The following is a 6,038-nucleotide window of genomic DNA, read 5'->3' as shown; positions in this document are numbered from 1 at the left end:
CCCGGCTCTCCCCGCCACTGGCCTTGATCAAGGCCATCCAGGCTCCAGTCGCCGATCCGTACGCGCACCAGGCGCAGGGTCGGCAAGCCGACGGCAGCGGTCATGCGCCGCACCTGACGGTTGCGCCCTTCCTTGATCACCAGCTCCAGCCAACTGGTCGGTATGCTCTTGCGAAAGCGTACTGGCGGGTTGCGTGGCCAAAGGTCGGGCTCGTCGAGCTGGCGGGCCTGGGCCGGCAAGGTCGGGCCGTCGTTGAGCTCAACACCCTCGCGCAGACGCTGCAACTGCTCCGCGCTCGGTTCCCCCTCCACTTGTACCCAATAGGTTTTCGCCAACTTGTGCTTGGGGTCGGCAATCCGCGCCTGTAATTGGCCATCGTTGGTCAGCAGCAGCAAGCCCTCGCTGTCACGGTCCAGGCGTCCGGCCGGGTAAATGCCGGGGATGGCGATGAAGTCCTTGAGGGTCGCGCGCCCTTCGCCGTCGCTGAACTGGGTCAGCACGTCAAAGGGCTTGTTGAACAGGATCAACCGCGGCTCGGCCGGCGGCGCCTTGGGCAGGCGACGCGGACCGGCGGGCTTGGCCGCGGGACGCCGCGGCTTGGTGCGTGGGGGTAACGGCATGGGGCCTCAGCGGAACGGCGGCTCGTCAAAACTGCGCAGTTTACGCGAGTGCAACGAGTTGAGCTCGGTACGCAGCAGGTCGAGGGCGGCGATACCGATGTTCAGGTGCTGGCTGACCGCCCGGTTGTAGAAGGCGTTGGCCGCCCCCGGCAGTTTGATCTCGCTGTGCAGCGGTTTGTCGGAAACGCACAGCAAGGTGCCGTACGGGACCCGCAAGCGATAGCCCTGGGCGGCGATGGTGCCGCTTTCCATGTCCACCGCCACTGCCCGCGACAGGTTGATCAACGGTCGTTCCTGGGCCCAGCGCAGCTCCCAGTTGCGGTCGTCGTAGGTCAGCACGGTGCCGGTACGCAGGCGCTTTTTCAGCTCGTCGCCGCGCTCGCCGGTAACCTGCGCCGCCGCCTCCTGCAACGCCAGTTGCACTTCGGCCAGGGCCGGAATCGGAATGTTCGGGGGGACCACCCGGTCGAGAATCCCATCGCGGCGCATATAGGCGTGGGCCAGCACGTAATCGCCAATGGTCTGCGATTGGCGCAGGCCACCGCAGTGGCCGATCATCAGCCAGCAGTGCGGGCGCAGCACCGCCAGGTGGTCGGTGATGTTCTTGGCGTTGGACGGGCCGACGCCGATGTTGACCAGGGTGATACCGTCGCCATCGGCGGCGATCAGGTGATAGGCCGGCATCTGGTAACGGTGCCAGACCACCCCGGCGACCAGGGCCTGGGCTTCGCCGTTGTCCATGGCCTTTTCGATGATCACATTGCCCGGCAAGACCATGCGCACGAAGCGCGGATCATTACGCAGTTGCTCAAGACCGTGGGTGATGAACTGGTCGACATAACGGTGATAGTTGGTCAGCAGGATCCACGGCTGCACATGGCGCCAGTCGCTGCCGGTGTAATGCACCAGGCGGCGCAGGGAGAAGTCCACCCGCGCGGCGTCGAACAGTGCCAGCGGCAGTGGGTCGACGTTGGCCCAGTCGTACAGGCCGTCGGCAATGCCGTCGGTGGCGGCGGACAGGTCGGTGCTGGGGAACACCCGCGCCAGCGCCGCGGCAGTGATGCCGGTACCGGCCAGCTCGTCGCCCTGCTCGACCACATAAGGGTAAGGAATGTTCTGCTGGCTGACGCCCACTTCGACCGTGACAGTGAAGTCACGCATCAGCGGCTTGAGCTGCTCGAGCAGGTAACCACGGAACGCCGCCGGCTGCGTCACGGTAACGCTGTAGGTGCCGGGTAGCTGAACCTTGGCGTAAGCGCGGGTAATCGCCGGCACTTCGCCATGGTATTGGTAGGTCAGGCGCAGTTCGGGGTAGCGGAACAGCGCCCGCTCCTCGGCATCCGGCTCGGTGCGGTCCTTGAGGTAGCGCTTGAGCGCCTGGCTCAAGGCCGCGGTGGCTTGTTCGTGCAGGGCCGCCAGGCGGTCGACGGCCTGCTCGGCGGTTTCTACGACAACGAAGGCTTCATCAGTACGGCTCACAATGTACTTCCTGTCTGACATGCATGCCCCCATCTTGCCTACATCCGTCGGCAAAGGCACGCACGTTAGAGCGGCCAATTCGGGGTCGAGCGTTGCACCAGCGCCGCGACATCAATGCCACGGGGCAGCACGCCGTATACCCGGCCGCTGCCACTCAGGCGGCTGGCGATAAAGGCATCGCTGACCACCGCGTTACCGGCTTCGAGCAGCAACTTGGCCTGCAGGCCGACGGCAATGTCTTCCGTGAGCTGGCGGGCGCGGTACTGGATGTCAGCGGTGTCGGCAAACGCCACCTTGAGGTTGCCGATATGTGCAGCCAGGCGCGGATCGCCATGGCCATCACCGAGCTCGGCAAACAGTGTGTCGAGTACGCCGGGCTCCTTGGACAAGGCGCGCAATACGTCCAGGCACTGGACGTTGCCCGAGCCTTCCCAGGTCGAGTTGACCGGTGCCTCGCGGTACAGCCGCGGCAGGATGCTGTCTTCGACATAACCGGCACCGCCCATGCATTCGGCCGCCTCATTGATCATCGCCGGTGCCCGTTTGCAGATCCAGTACTTGCCCACGGCGGTGATCAGCCGGGCAAAACGCGCCTGGTGCGGATCATCCGGCTGGTCGAGGGCATGGCCCATGCGCAGGCTCAAGGCCAGCGCCGCTTCGCTTTCCAGGGCCAGATCGGCCAGCACGTTCTGCATCAATGGCTGCTCGGCCAACAGCCGCCCACCGACCTGGCGATGGGCGCAGTGGTGAGCGGCCTGGGTCAGGGCCTGGCGCATCAGGGCACTGGAGCCGACCATGCAGTCGAAGCGGGTCATGGCGACCATTTCGATGATGGTCGGCACCCCACGGCCTTCCTCACCGATCATCCAGGCCAGGGCGCCACGGAACTCGACTTCGCTGGAAGCATTGGAGCAGTTGCCGAGCTTGTTCTTCAGGCGCTGGATATAGAACTGGTTGCGGCTGTCATCCGGGCGGTGACGCGGCAGCAGGAAACAGCTGAGGCCCTTGTCGGTCTGGGCCAGGGTCAGGAAGGCGTCGCACATCGGTGCCGAACAGAACCATTTATGCCCGACCAGCTCATAAGCCTGGCCCGGGCCGGGCGCACCGACCGGGTAAGCACGGGTTGTGTTGGCGCGTACATCGGTGCCGCCCTGCTTCTCGGTCATGGCCATGCCCAGAGTCACCCCGACCTTGTGGCGATCGCCAACGTTGCGCGGGTCGTATTCAGTGGCCAGCACTTTCGGCAGCCAGTACTCGGCCAGTTCCGGCTGCAGCTTGAGCGCCGGCACCGCGGCAAAGGTCATGGTCAGCGGGCAGCCACTGCCGGCTTCGGCCTGGCTGTGCAGGTAGGTCATCGATGCGCGGGCGACATGGGCGCCCTCCCGCGGGTCGGTCCAGGGCAAGGACGGCAGGCCATGCTCGATGGCCGTGCGCATCAGCTCGTGATAGGCCGGATGAAACTCCACCAGGTCGATGCGATGGCCGTAGCGATCATGGCTGCTGAATTGCGGCTTGTACTGGTTGGCCAGAAAGCCTGCGGCCATCAACGGCCCGCCGGCCAGGGCGCCGTACGCGTCGATGCGGTCCTGTGCCCAGCCTGCACCGTAGCGCCGCGACCATTCCTGCAGAGGCAGATCGATGCGGTACAGGTTGGCGCCATCCAGGGACGGCGGCTGGTTGGTGACCTCATGGGTTTCAGCGTACTGGTGCAGGTTCATCGAGGGGCCTCCTGGATCCTGGCGTGTCTGAAATTTCAGTGAATCACGCCCCGCCCCCCTGTCAAAGTGACAAAAACGCCTAACTAGCCGTGATTTAGCCCTGGCCGGGCCATGCCCAACTGCACCTGGGGCGGGCTCAAGGGCACGCTCAGGCTCAGCTCGAAACGGCTGCCCAGCCCCGGATTGGACTCGTGCTGCAGGCGCGCGCCGATCAGCTCGGCCAACTGCCGGCAAATCGCCAGGCCAATGCCCAGGCCGCCGTGAGCTCGAGTCATCGAGCCATCGACCTGGAAGAAGCGCTGATACAGCGTGGCTTCATCAAGGCAATCGAAACCGATGCCGCTGTCGCTGACACTGATGCTCAAGCGCAGTTGATCCGGGCCCAGGCGGGCACCGCGTACCTGCAACATGACCCCGCCCTGGTGAGTGAACTTGATGCCGTTATCCATCAAGTACCCCAGGCACATGGCCAGCTTGTGCCGGTCGCCGATCAGCACATCGGGCAGTTCCGCCGGGGTATCCAGGCTCAGGTACAAGCCCTTGGCCATGGCAGCAGCGGCATGTTCGGCGCGCACCTCCTGCAGCAGCGAGCGCAGGCTGAACGGGGCGTTCTGAGCACTCAGGCGGCCGGCCTGCAGCTCGGTGAGGATGAGGATGTCATCGACCATGCCCATCATGTCCTGGGCTGCGGAACTGGCGGTGTGCTGGTACTGGGCCAGCTCGCCGTCCAGCGGAATGGTCTGCATCAGCTCCAGCGAACCGATCACGCCATTCATCGGCGTGCGCAGCTCGTGGGTGACGGTGGCCAGGAACTGGTCTTTCAGGCGGTTACTGTTGGCCAACTGGATGTTGAGCTGCTCCAGGGTGCGGCCGGTTTCGCGCAGCGTCCGGGCCTGATCGTCACGCATGCTGTTGATGCGGTCGGCCAGCGCCAGGGACAACAGGCCGACCTCCAGCGCCGAACCGATCTGGCTGGCGTACATGGTCAGGAACACGTTCGGCAAATAGCCCAGCACCATCAGGGTATTGACCAGGCCGCCGAGCAAGAACGCCGACCAGGCAATGATGAAGTAGCGGGCCACGCGCAAACCGCGGTGCCAGGCGAAAATCCCGGCGGCGAAGATACACACGGTGAACAGCAGCGCCAACGCCGTGGCCAGGCGCAGGGCTACGCCGTAGCTACTGGTCAGCGACAGCAGCATCGCCAGCGCACCACAGCCCATCAGCACCTTGAGCACGGCGTCGAAGGCACGGCTGTGATTGCGTACCTGCAGGAAGCTGCGGGCAAACTGGCAACCGAACAGGCCCGCCGCACCAATGAACATCGGTGTGGCGGCGTTGGCCCACCAGGGGCTGTCCGGCCAGAAATAGGCCACGCCGGCGCCGTTGACGGAGACCTGGTACAGACCGAACGAGGCGATATAGAGGATGTAATACAGGTAACTGGTATCGCGCACGCTGAGGTAGATGAACAGGTTGTAGACCAGCATCCCCAGCAACACGCCGTAGATCAGGCCCAGCACATACAGGCGGGTCGGTTGCGCCTCCATGTAGGCCTGCGCCGACCACAGGGTCAACGGCGCCTGCACTGAGCCCTGGCTGTGCAAGCGTAGATAGGCCGTGGTCGTCTGGCCGGGGGCAAAGGGTAGTTCGAAGAGGTAGTTGTTCTGTTTGATTTGCCGACTGGCATAAGGCAGGGCGTCGCCGGTGCGTTGGGCCAGGCGAAAGGTACCGCTGGCGTCCGGCAGGTAGAGTTCAAGGTGATCGAGTGGCGGATAGGCCAGCTCCAGCAACCAGGCGCGGGGGGCTGCCGATGGCAAGGCGGTGTAGCGCAGCTGGATTTTCAGCCAGAACACCGAACTGGAATAGCCGGCGTTGAGGACTTCGGCCCGGTGCGGGCGAAAATGCTCGCTGAATGACGGCGCACTGACCTGCGCAATGCTGGCGTTGCCATCGCGGTCTTCGAACACTTGCATCACCTGCCCCAGCGGCAAGCTGCGGGTGGAGTCGTCGAAATCGACCGCCGTGGCCAGCAACGGCAGCCAGCCCAGCACAACAATCAGCAAATAGCGCATACAGCCCCAGCATGGTCTGTCCCGGTCGCGTCGCGTAGCCTCCTGTCCGTTTGAGGCGACGTGATCCGGCAGTAACCGTTATCGGTTTATTCGAGCACTCTAGCATAGCTTTCCGAGCCTGCCAGATGCCACTGAAAACTTTACGC

General features: G+C 64.4%; 4 protein-coding genes. All 4 read right to left on the bottom strand.

Features of this window, described 5'->3' with window-relative positions; genetic code table 11:
• The coding region (locus UW3_RS26940) for a pseudouridine synthase (protein WP_162471129.1) at positions 1-557 on the bottom strand (557 nt) is incomplete at its 3' end.
• 69 nt (positions 558-626) lie between these two features.
• Positions 627-2,132 (bottom strand): AMP nucleosidase, encoded by a 1,506-nt coding sequence (gene amn, locus UW3_RS0113000; protein WP_374045233.1) that lies wholly within the window; start codon positions 2,130-2,132, stop codon positions 627-629.
• Positions 2,133-2,164: 32 nt separating this feature from the next.
• Positions 2,165-3,817 carry an acyl-CoA dehydrogenase family protein gene (locus UW3_RS0112995; protein WP_010222923.1) on the bottom strand — a complete coding sequence of 551 codons (1,653 nt, stop codon included), beginning with the start codon at positions 3,815-3,817 and terminating at the stop codon, positions 2,165-2,167.
• Positions 3,818-3,900: 83 nt separating this feature from the next.
• Complete coding sequence (locus UW3_RS0112990) at positions 3,901-5,892, bottom strand: sensor histidine kinase (RefSeq protein ID WP_010222922.1); 1,992 nt, start codon at positions 5,890-5,892, stop codon at positions 3,901-3,903.
• Positions 5,893-6,038: the final 146 nt, after the last annotated feature.

The organism is Pseudomonas donghuensis (assembly GCF_000259195.1).
Classification (GTDB): Bacteria; Pseudomonadota; Gammaproteobacteria; order Pseudomonadales; family Pseudomonadaceae; genus Aquipseudomonas; species Aquipseudomonas donghuensis.
The sequence above is the reverse complement of the archived record's forward strand: the minus strand, read 5'-3'. Positions and strand labels throughout refer to the sequence as shown.